Source organism: Mycobacterium sherrisii (assembly GCF_002102355.1).
In the GTDB taxonomy this organism is placed as follows: domain Bacteria; phylum Actinomycetota; class Actinomycetes; order Mycobacteriales; family Mycobacteriaceae; genus Mycobacterium; species Mycobacterium sherrisii.
This window is the reverse complement of the sequence record NZ_LQPT01000077.1, coordinates 75,417-95,498: the sequence shown is the minus strand read 5'-3', so window position 1 is coordinate 95,498 and position 20,082 is coordinate 75,417. Positions and strand designations below refer to the sequence as shown.

Annotated in this window: 23 protein-coding genes; 9 read left to right on the top strand and 14 right to left on the bottom strand. The window is 66.3% G+C overall.

Annotated features, from left to right (window positions below; genetic code table 11):
• Positions 1-72 precede the first annotated feature (72 nt).
• Positions 73-594 carry a tRNA adenosine deaminase-associated protein gene (locus tag AWC25_RS14300; RefSeq protein WP_044508957.1) on the bottom strand — a complete coding sequence of 174 codons (522 nt, stop codon included), beginning with the start codon at positions 592-594 and terminating at the stop codon, positions 73-75.
• A gap of 150 nt (positions 595-744) precedes the next feature.
• Here AWC25_RS14300 and AWC25_RS14295 point away from each other — a divergent pair, with 150 nt between their 5' ends.
• On the top strand, positions 745-1,683 hold the full coding sequence (locus tag AWC25_RS14295; protein WP_069400037.1) for a prephenate dehydrogenase: 939 nt from the start codon (positions 745-747) through the stop codon (positions 1,681-1,683).
• On the opposite strand, the gene AWC25_RS14290 is transcribed toward AWC25_RS14295, so the two are convergent.
• From AWC25_RS14290 to AWC25_RS14270, 5 genes are read right to left on the bottom strand one after another with little or no spacing between them, the layout of a single operon-like run.
• Positions 1,646-2,200 (bottom strand): putative glycolipid-binding domain-containing protein, encoded by a 555-nt coding sequence (locus AWC25_RS14290; RefSeq protein ID WP_084229281.1) that lies wholly within the window; start codon positions 2,198-2,200, stop codon positions 1,646-1,648. The genes AWC25_RS14295 and AWC25_RS14290 overlap by 38 nt on opposite strands.
• Positions 2,201-2,247: 47 nt before the next feature.
• A complete protein-coding gene (locus AWC25_RS14285) occupies positions 2,248-3,006 on the bottom strand; it encodes an ABC transporter permease (protein ID WP_069400039.1) in 759 nt (252 codons plus the stop codon).
• Positions 3,003-3,689, bottom strand: coding sequence for an ABC transporter permease (locus AWC25_RS14280; RefSeq protein WP_069400040.1), 687 nt, complete (start codon positions 3,687-3,689; stop codon positions 3,003-3,005). The genes AWC25_RS14285 and AWC25_RS14280 overlap by 4 nt, the downstream gene beginning before the upstream one ends.
• A gap of 2 nt (positions 3,690-3,691) precedes the next feature.
• Complete coding sequence (locus AWC25_RS14275; protein WP_085166971.1) at positions 3,692-4,783, bottom strand: ABC transporter ATP-binding protein; 1,092 nt, start codon at positions 4,781-4,783, stop codon at positions 3,692-3,694.
• A 22-nt stretch (positions 4,784-4,805) separates the two neighbouring features.
• A complete protein-coding gene (locus AWC25_RS14270; RefSeq protein WP_085166970.1) occupies positions 4,806-5,753 on the bottom strand; it encodes an ABC transporter substrate-binding protein in 948 nt (315 codons plus the stop codon).
• A gap of 103 nt (positions 5,754-5,856) precedes the next feature.
• Here AWC25_RS14270 and AWC25_RS14265 point away from each other — a divergent pair, with 103 nt between their 5' ends.
• A complete protein-coding gene (locus AWC25_RS14265) occupies positions 5,857-6,231 on the top strand; it encodes a LapA family protein (RefSeq protein WP_069400043.1) in 375 nt (124 codons plus the stop codon).
• Here the strand turns inward: AWC25_RS14265 and AWC25_RS14260 are convergent.
• Together AWC25_RS14260 and AWC25_RS14255 are read right to left on the bottom strand one after the other, a co-directional pair.
• Positions 6,228-7,274 carry a phosphotransferase family protein gene (locus AWC25_RS14260; protein WP_069400044.1) on the bottom strand — a complete coding sequence of 349 codons (1,047 nt, stop codon included), beginning with the start codon at positions 7,272-7,274 and terminating at the stop codon, positions 6,228-6,230. The two genes, AWC25_RS14265 and AWC25_RS14260, sit on opposite strands and share 4 nt — an antisense overlap.
• A gap of 9 nt (positions 7,275-7,283) precedes the next feature.
• Complete coding sequence (locus tag AWC25_RS14255) at positions 7,284-7,892, bottom strand: histidine phosphatase family protein (protein ID WP_085166969.1); 609 nt, start codon at positions 7,890-7,892, stop codon at positions 7,284-7,286.
• Between the two features lie 113 nt (positions 7,893-8,005).
• Between AWC25_RS14255 and AWC25_RS14250 the strand changes: the two genes are divergently transcribed.
• The 6 genes from AWC25_RS14250 (at position 8,006) to AWC25_RS14225 (ending at position 13,518) form a co-directional block, all read left to right on the top strand.
• Entirely contained in the window at positions 8,006-8,677 is a 672-nt protein-coding gene (locus AWC25_RS14250; protein ID WP_069400046.1) for a class I SAM-dependent methyltransferase, read from the top strand.
• A gap of 126 nt (positions 8,678-8,803) precedes the next feature.
• Entirely contained in the window at positions 8,804-9,847 is a 1,044-nt protein-coding gene (locus tag AWC25_RS14245; protein ID WP_069400047.1) for a phosphotransferase family protein, read from the top strand.
• A gap of 5 nt (positions 9,848-9,852) precedes the next feature.
• Positions 9,853-10,617, top strand: coding sequence for an SDR family NAD(P)-dependent oxidoreductase (locus tag AWC25_RS14240; protein ID WP_069400048.1), 765 nt, complete (start codon positions 9,853-9,855; stop codon positions 10,615-10,617).
• Positions 10,618-10,634: 17 nt separating this feature from the next.
• A complete protein-coding gene (locus tag AWC25_RS14235) occupies positions 10,635-11,942 on the top strand; it encodes an acyl-CoA dehydrogenase family protein (protein ID WP_085166968.1) in 1,308 nt (435 codons plus the stop codon).
• Complete coding sequence (locus tag AWC25_RS14230) at positions 11,939-12,550, top strand: TetR/AcrR family transcriptional regulator (RefSeq protein WP_069400050.1); 612 nt, start codon at positions 11,939-11,941, stop codon at positions 12,548-12,550. The genes AWC25_RS14235 and AWC25_RS14230 overlap by 4 nt, the downstream gene beginning before the upstream one ends.
• Entirely contained in the window at positions 12,550-13,518 is a 969-nt protein-coding gene (locus AWC25_RS14225; protein WP_069400051.1) for an NADPH:quinone oxidoreductase family protein, read from the top strand. The genes AWC25_RS14230 and AWC25_RS14225 overlap by 1 nt, the downstream gene beginning before the upstream one ends.
• A gap of 126 nt (positions 13,519-13,644) precedes the next feature.
• Here the strand turns inward: AWC25_RS14225 and AWC25_RS14220 are convergent, their stop codons facing one another.
• The gene (locus tag AWC25_RS14220) at positions 13,645-15,525 is read right to left on the bottom strand and encodes an alkyl/aryl-sulfatase (protein ID WP_169717130.1); all 1,881 of its coding nucleotides are present in this window, start codon (positions 15,523-15,525) and stop codon (positions 13,645-13,647) included.
• A gap of 165 nt (positions 15,526-15,690) precedes the next feature.
• Between AWC25_RS14220 and AWC25_RS14215 the strand changes: the two genes are divergently transcribed.
• A complete protein-coding gene (locus AWC25_RS14215) occupies positions 15,691-16,164 on the top strand; it encodes a lipoprotein LpqH (RefSeq protein WP_069400053.1) in 474 nt (157 codons plus the stop codon).
• Here the strand turns inward: AWC25_RS14215 and AWC25_RS14210 are convergent.
• The 5 genes from AWC25_RS14210 to AWC25_RS14195 all read right to left on the bottom strand — a co-directional run bounded on the left by AWC25_RS14210 (position 16,157) and on the right by AWC25_RS14195 (position 20,067).
• Complete coding sequence (locus AWC25_RS14210; protein WP_069400054.1) at positions 16,157-17,680, bottom strand: sensor histidine kinase; 1,524 nt, start codon at positions 17,678-17,680, stop codon at positions 16,157-16,159. The two genes, AWC25_RS14215 and AWC25_RS14210, sit on opposite strands and share 8 nt — an antisense overlap.
• Positions 17,658-18,362 carry a response regulator transcription factor gene (locus tag AWC25_RS14205; protein ID WP_085166966.1) on the bottom strand — a complete coding sequence of 235 codons (705 nt, stop codon included), beginning with the start codon at positions 18,360-18,362 and terminating at the stop codon, positions 17,658-17,660. Before AWC25_RS14205 ends, AWC25_RS14210 begins: the two co-directional genes overlap by 23 nt.
• Before the next feature lie 121 nt (positions 18,363-18,483).
• Entirely contained in the window at positions 18,484-18,639 is a 156-nt protein-coding gene (locus tag AWC25_RS27010) for a DUF6131 family protein (RefSeq protein ID WP_169717127.1), read from the bottom strand.
• An 11-nt stretch (positions 18,640-18,650) separates the two neighbouring features.
• Positions 18,651-18,887 carry a hypothetical protein gene (locus AWC25_RS27420; protein ID WP_232326970.1) on the bottom strand — a complete coding sequence of 79 codons (237 nt, stop codon included), beginning with the start codon at positions 18,885-18,887 and terminating at the stop codon, positions 18,651-18,653.
• A 238-nt stretch (positions 18,888-19,125) separates the two neighbouring features.
• Complete coding sequence (locus tag AWC25_RS14195; protein WP_085166965.1) at positions 19,126-20,067, bottom strand: class I SAM-dependent methyltransferase; 942 nt, start codon at positions 20,065-20,067, stop codon at positions 19,126-19,128.
• Positions 20,068-20,082: the final 15 nt, after the last annotated feature.

Below are 20,082 nucleotides of genomic sequence, written 5' to 3'. Positions count from 1 at the left end.
CGAGTCTGATGACGGCGACCCGCTGCGCCCGGCTCTGTCACGGGTGGCGACCCGCTGCGGCCACGCTTGCGATCACCGACCGAGACGGTCGATCACCGCCGACAACTGGTCGGCAAAGCCCATCTCGCGGGCAATGCGCCCCAACTGCTCGTCGGCGTAGAGGTCGGACTCGTCGAGGATGACGCCGAGCACCGCTTCGGGCAGGCCGATGTCGGACAGCAAGCCGAGGTCGCCCTCCTCGAACGGCTCGGAGTCCTCGAGGTCTTCGGGATCGATGTCCGCGTCCAGGCTGTCCAGCACTTCGGCGGCGATGTCGTAGTCCAGCGCCGCGGTGGCATCCGAGAGCAGCAGCCGGGTCCTCGACGGCGCGGGTCGCACGATGACGAAGAACTCGTCGTCGATGTCGAGCAGGCCAAACACCGCGCCCGCACTACGCAGTTCGCGCAGTTCCGTCTCGGCGGCCGCCAGACTCGTCAGCGCTTTGGGTGACATCACAGAACAACGCCACTGACCCTCTTCGCGTACGACGGCCACGCCGAAGCCATCCGGCGTGTCCACGGACGCCCCTTGCGTTGCAGCCCGCTCTCGTCCCATGGCCGCCTACGCTAGTCGCTGACCAGGCCGCTTGACCAGACAGCACGGCCCCGGCGCGGGGACCTGCGGGCACCGCTCGCCGCCCAACTGTGCCAACCTTGGAGGGTGTCTTCGACTTCGACCGGGGCGGGTAGCAAAACCCCGGTATGCGTGCTCGGCTTGGGGCTGATCGGCGGCTCGATCATGCGGGCCGCCGCGGCCGCCGGCCGCGAAGTGTTCGGTTACAACCGCTCGGTGGAGGGGGCACACGGGGCCCTGGCCGAGGGTTTCGCCGCCACCACCGACGTTCACGAGACGCTCACCCGCGCCGCCGACACTCGCGCGCTGATCGTGCTGGCCGTGCCGATGCCGGCCCTGCCGCTGATGCTGGCGCATGTGAGCGAATTGGCACCCAAGTGCCCGCTCACCGACGTGACCAGTGTCAAATCGGCAGTGCTCGACGAGGTCATCGCGGCCGGCCTGCAGGAACGTTTTGTGGGCGGGCACCCGATGACCGGCACCGAAAGCTCGGGCTGGTCGGCCGGGCACGCCGGATTGTTCACCGCCGCGCCGTGGGTGGTTAGCGTCGACGACCATGTCGACCCGGTGGTGTGGTCGATGGTGATGAACCTGGCGCTGGAATGCGGCTCGGTGGTGGTCCCGGCCAAATCGGACGAGCACGACGCCGCCGCAGCCGCCATCTCGCATCTGCCGCATCTGCTCGCCGAAGCGCTGGCGGTGACCGCGGCCGAGGTCCCCCTGGCATTCGCGCTGGCTGCCGGATCATTCCGGGATGGCACCCGGGTGGCGGGCAGTGCCCCGGACCTGGTGCGCGCGATGTGCGAGGGCAACTGCAGCCACCTGCTGACGGCCCTCGACCGGGTGATGGATCTGCTCGGCCGCGCACGCGACTCGCTGGACTGGGACCACTCGGTGGCCGAACTCGTAGAGGCCGGGCACGCCGCGCGGACGCGCTACGACCGATTCCCGCGCTCGGACATCTTCACCGTCGTGATCGGCGCGGAGAACTGGCGCGAGGAACTGGCCGCCGCCGGCCGCGCCGGCGGCGTGATCAGATCCGCTCTGCCAATCCGGGATACTCCACGATGAATCCGTCGGCGTCGACGCTGACGGTGGTGTCGGCGACCGGCGAACGCAGCTTGATCCCGTCCAATCTGCCTTCGCTGGCGTAACTCACCGTCGCTGCGGCGACCGACATCTCCGGCACATTGACGTACACCATCGGCAGCGTGGTGGTGTCCGCGTGCTCGTGCAGCCCGAGCCGGCGGATGGGCAACGCGTTGAAGAACGGGCTGAACACAACGTCGACGTCGAGTGCTCCTTGGTACCCCTCGCGCCGCTCCCCCTGGTGGTCGGTGATCATCCACATGTTCTCTTCGTCACGGGCGATCGCGAGTTGGCGCTCGCGCTCCGCGAGGGTGATCGTCAGCCCGAAGCGCTTGGTGGCCCCGCTGTCGTCGGTCTGCAGCTCGTAGAAGGCACCGAAGGCCGGGTTGGTCTCGGTGGCCGCGGCAACGATTCGGCCGGTGGCCTTGATTCGCTTGCCGGACACCTGAACTCGCACCGATTCCATGCGCGAGATGTCGGGCGCGCGCCAGGTCAGCATCGCGGGCCAGACGCGTTGAGTCGGGTCAGAGGGGCTGTTCACACTCCCTACCGTAAAACTTGGCCGCCGGCCGCCGCAGGCTGGTCACCAACTGCGGTCATCGTCACTGCGGTCATCGTCACATCGTCGCGCCGGTGAACCCGGCGTAACCGTCCGGTGCCCGGCACCGACACCCACACGGCCATCGCCAGCAATCCGTCGAGGATCAGCGCGAGCGCGGCCACCATCAGCGCCCCGACCAAGGCGAGCTGGAATTCCCGCTCCTTGATCCCGTCGATCAGGTAGCGGCCCAGGCCGCCGAGACTCGCGTAGGCGGCCACCGTCGCCGTGGCGACCACCTGCAGCGTCGCGCTGCGCAATCCGCCCAGGATCAACGGCATCGCGTTGGGCACCTCCACCCGCAGCAGCACCTGCGCCTCGGTCATGCCCATCGCGCGAGCCGCGTCGACCACCACGGGGTCGACGTTTGCGATGCCCGCATAGGTCCCCGCCAACAGCGACGGCACCCCGAGCAGCGTCAGGGCGACCAGCGGCGGCCCGAGCCCCAGGCCGAACAGCAGCACGCCCAGCAACAGCACGCCGAGGGTCGGCAGCGAGCGCAGCCCATTGACCGCGCCCACCACCAGCAGGGTGCCGCGGCCGGTGTGCCCGATGACCAGGCCGATCGGTACCGCGATCACCGCCGATGCGCCCACCGCGACGGCCGTGTACTCGAGGTGCTCCAAGATCCTCGCCGCGAGTCCGACCGGTCCGGTCCAGTTGTCGACGGTCAACAGGTAGGAGACGGCTTGCTGGACGAAGTTCATCGGGCACCACCAACCACGGGGGCGACCACCGACCGGCGTCGCGGCCTCTTCCCAGCGCGTGTCCACGGTGTGGCGAGCCGGCCCGCCGCCACGATCAGCAAATCGATGACGACCGCCAACACGAACAGCGCGATGATGCCTGCCAGGATCTGGTCGCTCTTGTCGGTCTGGTAGCCGATCGTGAACCAGGTGCCCAGCCCGCCGATGCCGATCACCGAGCCCACCGACACCATCGCAATGTTGGTCACCACCACCACACGTATCCCGGCCACCATCACCGGAATTGCAAGCGGAAGTTCGACTTTCAAGATCCGGTCGACCGGCGAATACCCGACCGCGGTGGCGGCGTCGCGCACCTCGGCCGGCACCGCGTCCAGCGCTTCGAGCACCGCACGCACCATCAGCGCGGTGGTGTAGGCAGTCAGCGCAACCAGGACGTTGGCCTCGTCGAGGATGCGGGTCCCGATGAGCACCGGCAGCACCACGAACAGTGCCAGCGACGGGACGGTGAACACGACGCTGGCCGTCGCCGTCGTCAGCCATCGCGCAATCGGGTTACGCCACACCAACACACCGAGCGGGACCGCGATCGCCAATCCGATCAGAACCGGCAGCAACGACAACCGCAGATGAATCACCGCCAGCGCCCAGGCCTCGCCGAGGTGGTTGAGCAGATAGTGCATGGTCAGGCCCGCCGCTGGGCATCGGCGACAGCGAGAACGTCGGCGGCCAGGACTCCGCCGATCACCATGCCGTCGCGGTCCACGGCGACGCCGATACTCGACGGCGACGACAGGGCGGCGTCCAGCGCCCGGCTCAGGTTGTCGCCGGGGCGAAACAGCGACCCGACCGCCGTCATGCTGTCCGCCAGCGCAGCTCCGCCGCGATGCCGACGCAGGCCCTCGCCGTCGATCCAGCCCAACGGCAGGCCGCGATCGTCGACGACCAGCGCCCAGCCGGCGGGCGTGCCGTCGCGCACACTGCTGACCGAGATCTTGTCGACCGGGTGCAGTGGCAGGCCGTCCGCGTCGATCAGCTGCAGCCATCGGTAACCGCGGCCGAGACCGATGAAGTTCGACACGAAACGGTTGGCCGGGCGTGAAAGCAATTCGGCGGGTTCGGCGTACTGCTGCAAGACGCCGCCGGGCCCGAAAATCGCGACCCGGTCGGCCAGTTTGAGCGCCTCGTCGATGTCATGGGTGACGAACACGATGGTCTTGCGTAATTCGCTTTGCAGACGCAAGATTTCGTTCTGCAGGTCGACACGGACCACGGGGTCGACTGCCGAAAATGGCTCGTCCATCAACAGAATTGGCGGATCGGCGGCCAGCGCGCGGGCCACGCCGACGCGTTGCTGCTCGCCGCCGGAGAGTTGCGCCGGGTAACGGTTGGCGAGTCTGGCGTCCAGGCCGACGCGTTCGAGCACCTGGTAAGCGGCCGCGCGCGCGTCCCGCCGCGACTGTCCTCGCAACACCGGGACGGTCGCGACGTTGTCGATGACCCGCTGGTGCGGCATCAGCCCGGCGTGTTGAATCACATAGCCGATACCGAGCCGCAAGGTCACCGGGTTGACGGCCGAAACGTCTTTGCCGTCAACGGTGATGCGGCCCGAGGTCGGCTCGATCATCCGATTGATCATCCGCAGCGCCGTCGTTTTGCCGCTGCCGGACGAGCCGACGAAGACGGTCAGCTTACCGTTGGCGGCCACCAGGTTCAGGTGGTCCACGGCGGTGGTCCCGTCGGCAAATGTCTTGCAGACGTCGTCGAAGACGATCACTTTCCCACTCTCCAGCCGCCCATCACTGTCCGATCGGGTGGTTGAAACCGTTTTCCCGCACCCAGTTTCGTGCTGCCTGGTCCGGATCGACACCCGAATTGCCCGCCACGGACGCATTGAGCGCGGCCATGCCGGCCGTCGTCAACTTTGCCGACACCGCGTCCAGCACACGTTTGAGCCGGTCGGACTTCTTTTGCGAATTCACAAGCGGCACAATGTTACCCGCCAAGAAGTTGTGTTCGGGATCGTCCAACGTGACCAGATCGTTTTGCTGTATCGCCGGGGAGGTGGTGAAGATGTTGGCGGCCGTCACCCGCCCCTGCACCAGCGCCCGCACCGTGACGGCCCCGCCACTATCGTTGATTGCCACGAAGTTCCCGGGACTGATGAGCAGCCCGTACTTCTGGCGCAGCCCCGGCAGGCCGAACGGCCGGGTTTCGAAGGCCGACGGGGCGCCGAATTTCACCTCCGGCGAATGCCGGGCCAAGTCTCCGATCGTCTTGAGACGCCACATCGCCGCGGTCGCACTGGTGACGCTCACCGTGTCGGTGTCGGTGGCCGGGGACGGCGTCAGCAATGACAGATCACCCGGCAGTTTCTGGTAGAGCTCCAATTCGACGGGGGCGAGCATGGTTGCGGTGGACTCCGGGGCGAAATACCGCAGCAGATTGCCGACGTATTCCGGCACCAGATCGATGGAATGGTCTTTGAGTGCCGGGATGTACGTCTCGCGGCTGCCGATGCCCATCCGTCGGCCCACCTCGAAACCATTGGCCCGCAACGCCTGTGCGTAGATCTCGGCCACGATCTGGGATTCCGGGAAATCCGCCGAGCCGACCACGATGGAATTCATGCTCCGGACCTGCGGTCCCAGCGGGTCGGAGTTGATGCAGGACACCATCAGACACATGGCCGCAACGCCCACCGCCGCGAAGATGATCGGGCGCCGCACGCGCCGCAGCATCCGCATAACGGTGACCCTATCGGCAGAATCGCCCGGACGCCGGGCCGGAAATGCGAGCGGTTCGGCGGGTTTGGTTTCAATCTGGCCCGGATGGGACAAAGATAGATCTATGAGCAGCAACACACCCGGTTCGCCGGGTAACCCGCCGCCTGAACCACCTCCGGTACCGCCCCCGGCCCCAGCTTCAGGTCGCCGCGTCGGCGCCAAACCCGGCGATCCCGCGATCGGGTTCACCCGCGCCGGGGCGCTGTGGACGGCCCTGATCGCGGGTTTCCTGATTTTGATCCTGCTGCTGATCTTCATCACCCAGAACACGACGTCGACGCCGTTCCAGTTCTTGGGCTGGCACTGGAGCCTGCCGCTGGGGGTGGCCATCTTGCTCGCGGCCGTGGTCGGCGGGCTGATCACCGTCGCCGTCGGGACCGCGCGGATCCTGCAGTTGCGCCGCGCCGCCAAGAAGCAGCACGCCGGGCCGCGCGGCTAGCCCGGCAGCTTGGCAAGCTCCGCCAGACCGCGGGAGATCAACGGCGCGACGACTTCGGGCGTGTGCTCGGACTCCCGGCCGCTGGCCTGATCGGCCATGCGTCGGCGGAAATCGATACCCGCGGCGATGATGGCCAGCTTGAAGTAGGCCAACGCCATGTAGAACTCCCAATGCGCCAGCGGCAGACCCGCGACTAGTGAATAGCGGTCGGCCAGTTCGTCGGCCGTCGGCAGCAGCGGCGACGTCCAGGCCGCTTGCGCGTTGACGATCAGATCCAGCGCCGGGTCGCGGTACACGCACATCAGGGCGGCGTCCGAGAGCGGGTCGCCCAGCGTCGAGAGTTCCCAGTCCACCACGGCGCGCACCCGCGTCGGGTCGTCGGCGTCGAGGATGGTGTTGTCGATCCGGTAGTCGCCGTGCACGATCGAGGTGCGGCTTTGCGGCGGAATGGCTTGCTGCAGACCGGAATGCAGGCGTTCCACGTCGGCGTCGCGCTGGTCGTCGGGCAGTCGCACCAATGCCCATTGCGACCCCCACCGGCGCACCTGCCGCTCCAGGTATCCGCTGGGCTTACCGAAATCGGCCAGCCCCACGGCATCCGGGTCGACATTGTGTAAGTCGACGAGCACGCGGATCAAGCTGTCCACGCATCGGTCGATCACCGTGTGGCTGAGGGCTTCGAGCTGCGCGCGGCGGCGCACCACCTGGCCAGCGACAAACTCGACGATCTGAAACGGCGCACCGAGCACCGAGTCGTCCTCGCACAGCGCGATAGCTCGCGCCACCGGTACGGGCGTGTCCTGCAGTGCCGCCACAACTTTGTACTCGCGGGCCATATCGTGCGCGGACGGCGTGAGGCCGTGCAGCGGCGGCCGGCGCACCAACCAATTCGTCTTGTCGTCGTAGATCCGGAACGTCAGATTGGAGCGGCCGCCGGAGATGAACTCGCCACGCAGTTCGCCGTCGCGTTCGATGCCGAGCGAACGCAGATACCGGTCCAGGGCGGGCAGGTCCAGCCCGTCGAGTCGATCAGCCGAAGTCACCGAACTTGTTTACCATCGCTGATTACGCGGCAACAGGTCCCACACGTGTTCGACGCCGTTGACTCCCGCCACCGTTGCTGAACCGGTGCGCGAGTACAACAGACGCGTGACCGACGCGTAGTCGACGGGAAACGACAACAGCCGCTGCGTGCCCAGGATGTGGTGCAGCACCACGTTGATCACCCCGCCGTGGCTGAAGACCGCGACGGTGTCCTGGGGCTCGGACGAGGCGACGAGATCAGCTATCCCCGCGATTACCCGCGCCCGGAACGCGTCCTCGTCGACCGCGCTGGGCAGATGCCCCTGGGCCAGTCGCTGCCACTCCTTGGGGTTTTCCGCGCGGATCTGCTCGACCGGGATGTACACGGGCAGGTCGCGATCGTATTCGGCGAACCGCTCGTCCACCTCGACGGCGAGGTTTCGGGCGGCGGCAACCGGTTCGGCGGTCTGGATGGCGCGCCGCTGCGGGCTGCTGACCACCCGCGCGATCGGGAACCTGGCCAGTGCCTGCGGCAGGCGCGCGATCTGCGCGATGCCCTCTTCGGACAAATCGGGGTCAGATCCCTGGCCGTGTTCGCTGCGCAGCGGCAGCGCATGCCGGACCAGAAGGACTTGCATGGCTCTCCCTGTCGGTCGGGTGTCCAGTGACGGGTTCGCAGTTTCTCATCGCGCGATGCGGCCGCGCGCGGCCGCCGCCTAATCTGCAAGGAGGCCCACCTCGAGGAGGACAGATGACCCAACCGAGCATCGATTGGGATGCCGCCTACCGACAGGAATCACCACCGCCATGGAGCATCGGTCGGCCTCAGCCCGAGCTGGCGGCACTGATCGATCAGGGCAAGATCCGCGGGGACGTGCTGGACTCCGGTTGTGGCCATGCCGCCCTGTCGCTGGCGCTCGCTGAGCGCGGCTACACCGTCGTCGGGCTGGATGCCAGCGCGACCGCGGTCAACGCCGCGGCCGCCGCTGCTGCCGAACGAGGTTTGACGACAGCGACTTTCGCGCAGGCTGATGTCACATCCTTCGGCGGCTACCCACCCGGTTCCGAAGGCCGGTTTGCCACCATCGTGGATAGCGGGCTGTTCCATGCCCTGCCTCCCGAGGGGCGCCAGGACTATTTGCGGTCGATTCTTCGCGCGGCCGCGCCCGGTGCGGCGTTGTACATCTTGGCGTTCGCCGCCGGGGCGCTCGGTGACTCGCATGATCGGCCCGGTCCACGCGGTTTCACCGAAGGCGAATTACGTGAGTCGGTCGGGGCACAGTGGCAGGTCGACGACGTTCGCCCCGCAAAGGTCTACGGCAACGAGGCCGCCCTCGACACCGAGTTACCGAACGTAGAGCACGACGGTGAGGGGCATTTCATGGTACCGGGCTTTCTGCTCAGTGCCCACAAACCGAACTAGCGCTCTACTGGCAGGATTTTGCCGCTGGATTTTCGCCATCGAAGCACGTTCGGCGATGTCAGGCATAACGCTAGCGCCACCCATGGAGAATGCTATTCTCCATGGAGAGAGTGGGGTGTGCGGACAATGACGACTGCCGGTGAAACCCAGCTGGACCCGCGGGCACTTGGCCGCTGGCTAGACGCCAGCGACGCCCCCGGCAGTGGCGAAGAGCCGCTGCTGGACCCCCTCAAGGGCGGTTCGCAGAACACGCTGTATCTGATTACTCGCGGCGGACAACGCATGGTGCTGCGGATGCCGGGCCCGCGCGCGGACGCGGCTCGCATCGACGGCCTGCTGCGGGAGATCCGGCTGGTGCGGGCGTTGTCGGGCACCGACGTACCGCACGCCGAGTTGATCGCCGCCGACGACAGCGGCACGGTGCTGGGCAGGCCGTTCTACGTAATGCGGGCGATCGACGGCTGGAGCCCGGTGGACGGCGGCTGGCAGCCGCCATTCGACACCGACCTGGATGCGCGACGCGGCTTGGCATTCCAACTCGTCGAGGGCGCCGCCAAGCTCGGCCGCGTCGATTGGCGCCGCCAAGGACTCGAAGGCTTCGGCCGCCCGGACGGGTTCCACGATCGCCAGGTCGATCGCTGGCTGGCGTTCCTCGAATCGTATCGGGTGCGCGAGTTGCCCGGCCTGCACGAGGCCGCCGACTGGCTGCGCAACAACCGGCCCGCCTCGTACCGGCCGGGGATCATGCACGGCGACTACCAGTTCGCCAACGTCATGTTCGCCCACGGCAGCCAGCCTCGACTCGCCGCGATCGTGGACTGGGAGATGACCACCGTCGGAGATCCGTTGCTGGATCTGGCCTGGGCATTGCTGGGCTACGACGGCGAAACCCCCAAGGCCGACGGGTTTTATCTGGACATGCGCGGCATGCCGACCCGCAGTGAGTTGCTCGCCCACTACGAAGACGTCAGCGGCCTGTCCACCGAGCACATCGACTACTACCTGGTGCTGGCCAACTGGAAGCTGGGCATCGTGCTGGAGAAGACCTACGCTGCCGGAGTGCGCACCGGCCAGGTCGACCCGAAAATCACCGATGCGTTCGGGCCGATGATTTTGCAACTCATCGCGACCGCTGCCGAGTTGTCCCGGTCGCTGAAGACGAAGGGTTAGCCGAAATGGGTTACGCCGACCGGCTTTTCGACCTCACCGACCGGGTGGTGCTGATCACCGGCGGCAGCCGCGGGCTGGGCCGGGAGATGGCGTTCGCGGTCGCGCGCTGTGGGGCCGATGTAGTGATCGCCAGCCGAAAGATGGACAACTGCGTGGCGACGGCCAAGGAAATCGAGGCCGAGACCGGGCGCACCGCCCTGCCCTATCAGGTGCACGTCGGCCGCTGGGAGCAACTCGACGGCCTGGTGGAGGCGACCTACGAAAAGTTCGGCAAAATTGACACATTGATCAACAACGCCGGCATGCAACCGCTCTACGACAAGCTGAGCGATGTCACCGAGAAGCTGTTCGATGCGGTGGTCAACCTGAACATGAAGGGCCCATTTCGGCTGTCGGCGCTGGTGGGTGAGCGGATGGTGGCCGCGGGCAGCGGATCCATCATCAACGTCAGCTCCACCGGATCATTGCGTCCCGGCGCCGATATCGTTCCCTACGCGGCGGCCAAGGCCGGCCTCAACGCGATGACCGAGGGGCTGGCCCGGGCGTTCGCACCGTCGGTGCGGGTCAACACGCTGATGGCCGGTCCCTTCTTGACCGACGTCAGCAAGGCCTGGAACCTTGACCAGGACAAGACCAACAGGTTTGCACATCTGTCACTGCAACGCCCCGGCGAACCTCCCGAAATCATCGGTGCCGCACTGTTTTTGGCCTCTGACGCGTCCAGCTTTACCACCGGTTCCATCGTGCGGGCCGACGGCGGAATTCCGTAACAACAGGAGTACTCGACATGCCTTGGGACTTTTCCACCGAGCCGGAGTTCGAAAAGAAACTCGCCTGGGTTCGCGAGTTCGTACGCGAGGAAGTCGAACCGCTGGAGGTGCTGTTTCCCGGCTGCGAGTTCCTGCCGCTCAACGACGAACGACGTCGCGTCGTCGACCCGCTCAAGCAACAGGTCCGCGAGAATGGCTTGTGGGCCCCGCATCTGGGCCCGGAACTGGGCGGGCAGGGGTTCGGGGCGGTCAAGCTGACATTGATCAACGAGATTCTGGGCCGCAGCCCGTGGGCACCGATCGTCTTCGGGACCCAGGCGCCCGACACCGGCAACGCGGAGATCATCGCGCGCTTCGGCACCCAGTCCCAAAAAGATCGCTATCTGGCCGGCCTGCTGTCCGGGGAGATCTTCTCCTGCTTCTCGATGACGGAACCACAGGGCGGGGCCGACCCCCGCGTATTCACCACCCGCGCCGTCCGGGACGGCGACGAATGGGTCATTACCGGACGAAAGTACTTCTCCTCCAACGCCTCCGTCGCGTCGTTCTTCATCGTGGTCGCGATCACCGACCCGGACGTACCCGTCCACCGCGGGGCGTCGACCTTTCTAATCCCCGCCGGGACCGACGGACTGAAGGTGGAGGCCAACCACCATCTGGTGGGAGCTGACCCGCACGAGCCGGGACATTCGCTGGTTCATTACGACGGGGTACGGGTACCGGCCGATGCGCTGCTGGGCGAGCCGGGACAGGGCTTCCTGATTTTGCAGACTCGATTGGCCGGCGGGCGGCTGCATCATGCGATGCGTTCCATCGGGATGGCGCAGCGCGCCGTCGAGATGATGTCCCGGCGCGCGAAAAGCCGTTTCACGCAGGGCAGTTCGCTGGCAGACAAACAATTGGTGCAGGAGTTCGTCGCCGACTCATACACCGAGCTGATTCCGTTCCGGTTGACCGTACTGCACGCCGCCTGGCTGATCGACAACGGCGACGAGCATGCCGCCCGCGCCGAGATCGCCGCGTGCAAGATCCTCGCCTCTCAAGTGCTGAAATCGATTGCGCTGCGGGCGATCCAGGTCCACGGCGCGCTCGGTCTGACCGACCAGCTGCCGTTGGTCAACGTGCTGCTCGGCGGGATCGCATTGGGTCTCGCCGACGGGCCGACCGAGGCGCACAAGGTCAACTTGGCCCGGATGCTGCTCAAGGGATACGACGCCGAAGACGGTGCCTGGCCCAGCGAGATGCTCGACGTTCGCCGTGCCGTGGCCAGGGAGAAGTACGGTGCCCTGGTCGGCAGCGTTCCGGCGCAGCCGCATTCGCCGTGACCAACAGAGTCGCCGCGGCCGTCGGGCGTGCCCTCGACGACCGGCATCGGGAGGCGACCGAGGAGGTCGAACGCATCCTGGCCGCCGCGGTGCGCGTCATGGAGCGCGTCGCTCCCGAGGCGCCCCGGGTGAGTGACATCGTCGCGGAGGCTGGGTCCTCCAATAAGGCGTTCTACCGATACTTTGCCGGCAAGGACGAACTGATCCTGGCCGTCATGGAGCGGGGCATCGCGATCGTGGTGTCCTATCTCGAGCATCAGATGGCAAAGGAGTCGGCGCCCCGGGACAAGCTCGTCCGGTGGATCGAGGGCACGCTGGCCCAGGTCGCCGCGCCCGACCTGATCAGAAAGAGCCGTGCCGCGGCCGGTCAGATCTCGGCGGCCGCCGATTGGCGTACGGTCGACCAGGAAATGATGCGCCCGCTGCGTGATCTTCTGGTCGAACCCATTGCGGCCCTGGGCAGTAGCGATGTACAACGCGATGTCGACGCCGTGTTCTGCTGTACGGCGGCGATGATGCGCCGCTACCTGGGCGCGGCCAACCGGCCGGGACCCGAGGACATCGCACATGTGGTGCAATTCTGTCTCAACGGTCTGGGGGTCGCATGATGCGCGCTGTTGTCTGTCGCTCGTATGGTCCGCCGGAAAGCCTGGAACTCGATGACGTGCCCGAACCCGTGCCCGCACCGGGCCAGCTGCTGGTGCGGGTACACGCCGCGGCGGTCAACTTTCCCGATGTGCTGTTCATCGCCGGCAAGTATCAGGTCAAAATTCCGCCACCGTTCATCCCGGGCAATGAGATCGCCGGCGAGGTGCTCGCCGTCGGGGCGGGCGCGCCGTTCAGCCCCGGGCAGCGGGTGTCCGGCACCACCTTCGGGGCGTTCGCCGAACAGGCGCTGCTGGACGCGACCCAGGCGACCGTCGTGCCCGACGATGCGGACTTCGCCGAGGCCGCCGCGTTCGGGGTGACTTACCGCACCGCGTATCACGCGCTGCGCTCGACCGCCGCCGTGACGGCCGGTGACTGGGTTGTGGTGCTGGGCGCCGCGGGCGGCGTCGGTCTGGCGGCGGTGGATCTGGGCGTGGCGATGGGCATGCGAGTGCTGGCGGCGGCGTCGAGCCCGGAGAAACTCGAGCTGTGCCGCCAGCGGGGCGCCGCGGCCGTGGTGGACTACGACCGCGAGGATCTCAAGTCGCGGATCCGTGAACTCACCGGCGACGCCGCCCGTGTTGTCCTGGATCCGGTCGGAGGAGCGTATGCCGAGCCGGCGCTGCGCGCCCTGGCGCGCGGCGGCACGTTCGTCACGCTGGGCTATGCCGCGGGCAGCATCCCGGCCATCCCGCTCAATCTCGTTCTGCTCAAAGATATCTGCGTGCGGGGTATGGAAATCCGCACGTTCATGACCGATTACCCGGACGAGGCGGCCAGGGACATCGCGGAGCTGACGCGGATGTTCGCCACCGGCACCGTGCGCCCCTATATCGGTGCGCGGTTCCCGCTGTCGCAGACCGCCGCGGCGTTGCGCCACGTCGCCGACCGCAAGGTGCTCGGCAAGGTCGTCATCGATGTCGCATGAGGTCACAAGCGCCACACTGGTTGCTCGCCGAGGTCGGTGCCGATTTGCCTGCCTCCGAGCGACAACGCCGGGTTCGGTGGGTGCGCTCGCCTGATTGTCGCTCGGAGGCGGGCACAAGGGACACGCCTAGGGTGTGACGATGTTGAAGTTCGGGTTCGGTTGTTCGAGTGCACCCAGGAAGGCCTGCAGTGCACCGCGATCGCCGGAGATTTGCAGGCCGGGCGAATCAAAGTCGCCCATGGCGGTCGCCAACAAGCGAGACTTGTTGTCCAGCTTGATCGTCACCGTTGCCGTCGCGGGGTCGGCGGCGACCTGGCGGTGCACGAGTACGCCGTTGCGCAACGTTAGCCGGTAATTCACACCCAGGTCGGCGAATGTGATGTCGGTGGTGATGTCGAGCTCCCAGCTGCGCGGTCCGTTGACCCGAATGGCGAGGCCGTCGAATATCTGTTCCGGTGTCAGCTGGGACAGCATGGTCTGCGAGGTGACCTGACCGGCCGTGCCGAAGTTGCCATTCCGCAGTTCTGCTGCCCCGCTGAGGAAAAAGTTACGCCAGGTGGCGTTTTCGGCGCCGTAGGCCAGTTGCTCCAAGGTGTCGGCATACAGTGCCCGCGCCGCGGCGTGGTCGCTGTCGGTGAAGATCGCATGATCGAGTAGTGTCGCCGCCCAACGGAAGTCGCCGGAATCGAAGGCAGTTCGGGCCAGCTCGACGACACGCTCGATCCCGCCCATCGCCGCCACGTATCGGGGTGCCAGCGCCTCGGGTGGATGTGGCCACAGCCGGCCCGGATTTCCATCGAACCATCCCATGTAACGCTGGTAAACGGCCTTGACGTTGTGGCTGACCGACCCGTAATAGCCGCGGGTGTGCCATGCGTCGTCCAAAGCCGGTGGCAGCTGGAACATTTCGGCGATTTCGACACCGGTGTAGCCCTGGTTGAGCAGGCGCAGCGTTTGGTCGTGCAGGTAGGCGTAGAGATCGCGCTGCAGCGACAAGAACGCGACGATGTTGTCCCGGCCCCACGTCGGCCAATGGTGCGACGCGAACACGACATCGGTACGCGCGGCAAAGGTATCGATGGCCTCGGTGAGGTAGCCGGCCCACGCGTGCGGGTCGCGGACCAAGGCCCCGCGCAACGTCAGCAGGTTGTGCAGGTTGTGGGTGGCGTTTTCGGCCATGCACAGCGCGCGGAAACGGGGGAAGTAGAAATGCATTTCGGCCGGCGCCTCGGTGCCGGGCGCCATCTGGAATTCGATCTCCACGCCGTCGATGGTGTGCGTCTGGCCCGTCGCGCGAATGTCGATAGTCGGCACGATGATGGCGACCTCACCCGACGAGGGGATCTGACCGAGGCCGCAACCCACCTGGTCTTGGGGTCCGCGCGCCAGCAGGCTGCCGTACATGTACGTCGCACGACGCAGCATGGCCGGGCCGGCATAGACGTTCTCCTGCACCGCATGTGCGGTGAACCCCTCCGGTGCCAGCACGGCCACCGTGCCGGCGTCGACGTCGGCCTGCGAGGTGACACCCAGCACGCCCCCGAAATGGTCGACGTGGCTATGGGTGTAGATCACGGCGACGACGGGACGCTCGCCACCCCGGTGGGCGCGGTACAGGCCGAGCGCGGCGGCCGCGACCTCGGTGCAGACCAACGGGTCGATGACGATGATCCCGGTGTCGCCCTCGACGAAAGTGATGTTGGAGATGTCGAAGCCACGCACTTGATAGATTCCCGGCACCACCTCGTAGAGGCCTTGTTTGGCGTTGAGGATCGATTGTCGCCACAGACTCGGATGCACCGACGTCGGCGCGGGGCCGTCCAGAAAGGTGTAGGCGTCGTTGTCCCACACCACGCGTCCGTCGGCCGCCGTGATCACGCATGGGGACAGCGCCCCGATGAACCCGCGGTCGGCGTTGTCGAAATCTGTTGTGTCGTGCCAGGGCAGGGAATTGTTCCGATGCGCCGATTCGATGGTCGCGCTAGGGGGTTTGTGGTCCACGGCAATACAGTGCCATCAACGTCCCCTCGCCGGGAAGAACTTGCTGGGAGTGGCCAGTTAACCAAAACGAAACAATTTGCTCGAACCTCTTTTGCGCGGCCCGGCAAAGCCGCATACTGCCTGAACGGCCCGCAATGTGGTGGGCCGCAACGATCGGGCAAAGGAGAACAGGTGAAGCGTGAACTGACGGTCGCGGTTGCCGGAGCAGCGATTCTGGTCGCCGGTCTTTCCGGTTGTTCGAGCGACAAGAAGAGCACGAGTGGGTCGTCGTCGGCGAGTTCGTCGGCTACCGCCAGCGGGGGTGGCGGTACCAAGGTGGTCATCGACGGCAAAGATCAGAACGTGACCGGCTCGGTCGTCTGCACGACGGCAGGCGGCAACGTCAACATCGCAATCGGCGGGGCCGCTTCGGGCATCGCCGCGGTGCTGACCGACGCGAACCCGCCCCAGGTGACCTCCGTCGGGTTGGGCAACGTCAATGGCGTCGCCCTCGCGTACTCCTCGGCGGGCGGCGGCGGCAACGCGTCGGCCACCAAGAACGGCAACAGCTACAAAATCACCGGCACCGCCACCGGCATCGACACCGCCAACCCAACACAGCCGGTGAACAAGTCCTTCGAAATCGACGTAACCTGCTCTAGCTAGCCAAGTCTGCGGGCGGTTGCCACCCATCCAGTGGCAACCGCACCGTGAACTCGGTCCGCCCGGGCGAACTGTCGACCGTGATGGTTCCGTTGTGCGCCTTGACAACTGCGGACACGATCGCCAGACCCAGCCCGGTACTGCCGCCCTTGCGGGAGCGTGAGGTATCGCCGCGGGCGAACCGTTCGAAAATCTCCGACTGCAACGCTTTCGGAATACCGGGGCCATTGTCGATGACCTGCAGCACGCTGTGCGTCGCGTCGGTGCTGAGCCGTGTTGTCACCACGGCCCCGGCGCCGGTGTGAATGCGGGCATTGGCAAGCAGATTCGTCAGCACCTGGTGCAGGCGAGCCGCGTCGCCGACGACGACCACCGGTTCCTCCGGCAGGTCGAGCTCCCACTGGTGATCCGGTCCCGCAACGTGCGCGTCGCTGACCGCGTCCACGGCGAGCCGGGACAGGTCCACCTGTTCGCGTTCTAACGGCCGGCCCGAGTCCAACCGTGCCAACAACAACAGGTCCTCGACGAGACGCGTTATCCGCTCCGTCTCGGAGGCGACCCGGCTCATCGCGTGCGCCACCGCCTCGCGGTCGTCGCCCATCCGTTGCGTGAGTTCGGTGTAGCCGCGGATCGCGGCCAACGGGGTGCGTAGTTCGTGACTGGCGTCCGCGACGAACTGCCGCACCCGGGTCTCGCTGGCCTGCCGCGCCGACAGCGCGGCCGCGATGTGGTCGAGCATGCGGTTGAGCGCCGAGGCGAGTTGACCGACCTCCGTCGCGGGATTGGCGTCGGATTCGGGCACCCGCACCGGCAGTTCGACCTCGCCGCGGTCCAGCGGCAGGTTGGAAACCCGGCGCGCGGTCTGGGCGACGCGGCGGAGCGGGGCGAGCGCGCGGCGGATGATCACGGCTCCAGCGATCGTCGCCGCGGCGATGGCGATGACGGTGACGATTCCGAAGATGACCAGCATCTGCAGCAGGGTGGCATCGACGTCGGACATCGACAGCCCCGTGACGATCAGGTCGCCGCCCCGGCGGCTCGGGGCTGCCACCACGCGGTAGCGGCCGAGGCCGTCGAGGTCCAGCGTCACCGGGGCGCGGCCGCCGGCGATCGCCGCGAGCTGCTCCTGAGCCTTGTCGCTCAGCGCGGCCCGGGAACCGATGCTGGTCAAGTAGCCAGCATCGACCGTCTTGCCATCGCTGACCACCGCGGCGACCATGCCGGCGGGCTGGCCGGGCGCGTCGAGGAAGCGCGGGCCCGGCCCCGGCCGCGGGTAGTAGACCCGATCCCGGTCGCGGTGCCGACCGGGGTGGTTCGGTTCCGGGTACAGCAGAGCGGAGCGGTGCGAGGTGCCGTCGAGCTGCGCGTCAAGCTGGCGCATCAGGTGATGATTGAGCGAAAGTTCGGTGGCCGCGGTGATTCCGACGCAGACCAGGGCGAGCACCACGACCTGGCCAACCAGAAGCCGCAGCCGAAGCGACCAGACCCGCCGTGACCTAACGGGCTGGTTTGAGGACATAACCCGCACCCCGCAGCGTGTGGATCATCGGGTCACGGCCACTGTCGATCTTTTTGCGCAAGTACGAGATGTACAGCTCGACGATGTTGGATCGGCCACCGAAGTCGTAGCTCCACACCCGGTCGAGGATCTGCGCTTTACTGAGCACCCGCTTGGAATTGCGCATCATGAAGCGCAGCAACTCAAATTCGGTGGAAGTCAACGAGATCGGCTCCCCCCCGCGGGTCACCTCGTGGCTGTCCTCGTCGAGCACCAAGTCGCCCACAACGAGCTGGGCGCCGCTGTCCACGGTGGTTACGCCGGTGCGCCGCAACAGCGCTCGCAACCTCAGCACCACCTCTTCGATGCTGAACGGCTTGGTGACGTAGTCGTCGCCGCCAGCGGTCAGCCCCGCGATCCGATCCTCCACCGCATCCTTGGCCGTCAACAACAGCACCGGAAGTTGCGGGTTCTCCTCGCGCAGTTTGTGCAGGACCTCAAGGCCGCTCATGTCGGGCAACATGACATCCAGCACGACGACGTCGGGCCGATGGGCACGGGCCGAGGCGATGGCCGAGGCGCCATCCCCGGCCGTGGCGATGTTCCAGCCCTCGTATCGCAGTGCCATGGAGACCATTTCGGCCAACACCGATTCGTCGTCGACGACCAGCACGTTGATCGGATTGCCGTCGGCGCGGCACATGACAACACGCTCTACGGAGGATCGAGACTGCGTCACAAGTTCCAGTATCCGCGGCCTACTGAGCCACCGCTATGACATTCCTATGTGTGTCCTGTGAGGCGTTATCGAGCGCCAGGAGCCACTAGTACCAGTACCGCCTGCCGGCGACCGGACGGCCCACCGCGCCGAGCACCCACATCACCGCGCCGATAACGATCAGAATGATGCCGATCGTCCATAGCAAAGGAATGGTGAAAACATATCCAAGAATGAGCAGAACGACGCCCAAGACAATCATGACAGTTTCCTTTACGTGAGTGACACTAGTTGACTCGGCATAGAACTGGGTTGCGGCACATGGCAATCCTTGACTTTCGGGTTGACGCCCCCGTAATTCAGCGGACCCGCCACCACAGTTAGAGCGATGTTTCCTGCTGTGACACAGTTGGTTTGCTCATTTTTGAAGTAACCGCGTTGCCAAGCCGCGAAGACCCCAATGAGCAGCCACACCAGAACGACCGCGCCGATTATTCCGCGACCACGCATCGTGACCTCCGTTCGAGAAAGACATTCCCGTGGCCTAACGGTACCCATTGGACTTATGTCTAAACATCGGCACGGCAAACTCCGCGGCAGCAGAAATGCCATTCGGACCCGGTCAACGGGCAGTACCACACGTGCTGATCTAACCTGAGTAGCCTGGCCCGATTAATCGTGATTGTCCCGGCCGAAACCGGTAGGCGCCGTGACGAACTCGAGGTTCGTCCGAACCGCCGGGCGATGTTTACGCCGTGAGGTGCGCCGAGATGAACTGCATCGGCGACATCGAGTCCTCGTGCCCCGCCGGAATGCTGCGCCCGTAGCGGGCCATCAGTTCGGGGAAGCTCAACGACAGTACGTCCCAACCACGCTCACGCAGCCAGCTGTCGACGGGCGTGCGCTCTTCCGGATACCACAGCTCGTCGAAATCGGTGACTTCCGCGTCGATGACCTTCGCGGCTGCGGCGCGCACCCGCGCCATGTCTTCGCGGTGCCGACGCACCTTCTCGGGATCGGCGAATCCCTCCCCCGGAACGTTGGACGCCAACCAGCTGCCCGGCGCGCTCAGGGAAAGGATCCGTTCGAACAACAAGTCCTGAGCCTGCGCCGGCAGATACCGAATCAACCCCTCGGCCGACCATGCGCTGGGCTGCGAAGGGTCAAAACCGGCGTCCTGCAATGCTTTCGGCCAATCCTGCCGCAGATCCACGGCGATGTTCACCAGCCGCGCCCTCGGGTGTGCACCGTGTTCGCGCAGCGTCTCGTTTTTGAACTGAAGAACCTTCGGTTGGTCCAGCTCGTAGACGACGGTGCCGTCCGGCCAGGGCAACCGCCAGCTCCGGGCGTCCAAGCCGGACGCCAGGATCACCACCTGCCGAACGCCGGACTCGGCCGCACCGAGAAAGAACTCGTCGAAAAACGCCGTGCGGGTCGCCATGAAGTCGACCATCAGCTGCAGCCGATGTTGCACGTCCGGTTCGATCGCGACGGCCTTGGCCAACAGCGCGGGATCGGCGTAGATGCTCCACACACCCTCCCCCGCGGCGTCGACGAAGACGCGTGCGAACGGGTCGCGGATGAGGGGATCGTCGCTCTCGGTCTCCGCGGCACGGGCCGCCGCGACGCCGAGCGCGGTGGCCCCCACGCTCTGCGTGATGTCCCAAGAATCGTTATCGGTCCGCGGCATGCCGTTCCTCCACCT